Genomic DNA, 390 nt, shown 5'->3' with positions numbered 1-390 from the left:
GGCCATGGCCCAGGTGCAGCTGCAGGAGTCTGGGGGAGGCTTGGTGCAGGCTGGGGGGTCTCTGAGACTCTCCTGCGCAGGCTCTGGAATCATCGGCAGTATCAAGGCCATGGGCTGGTACCGCCAACAGGCTCCAGAGAAGCAGCGCGAGTTAGTCGCGGCTACTAGTAGTGGTGGCAGTACAAACTATGCAGACTTCGTGAAGGGCCGATTCACCATCTCCAGAGACAACGCCAAGAACACGGTGTATCTGCAAATGAACAGCCTGAAACCTGAGGACACAGCCGTCTATTATTGTGCAGCAGATACATGGTCTTTGGGTCGGGGACCGCACGTGGACTATTGGGGCCAGGGGACCCAGGTCACCGTCTCCTCACACCACCATCACCA

General features: G+C 58.2%; 1 protein-coding gene. It reads left to right on the top strand.

All coding sequences use genetic code 11. The features are described from left to right. Nucleotides 1-4: 4 nt before the first annotated feature. Nucleotides 5-390 (top strand): hypothetical protein (locus OO258_RS27405; protein WP_266035060.1); only part of this gene is annotated, 386 nt, incomplete at its 3' end.

Source organism: Pseudomonas sp. DCB_BI (assembly GCF_026240995.1).
Lineage (GTDB): Bacteria > Pseudomonadota > Gammaproteobacteria > Pseudomonadales > Pseudomonadaceae > Aquipseudomonas.
Note: the sequence above shows the minus strand (reverse complement) of the source record. Positions and strands in the feature narration are given on the sequence as shown.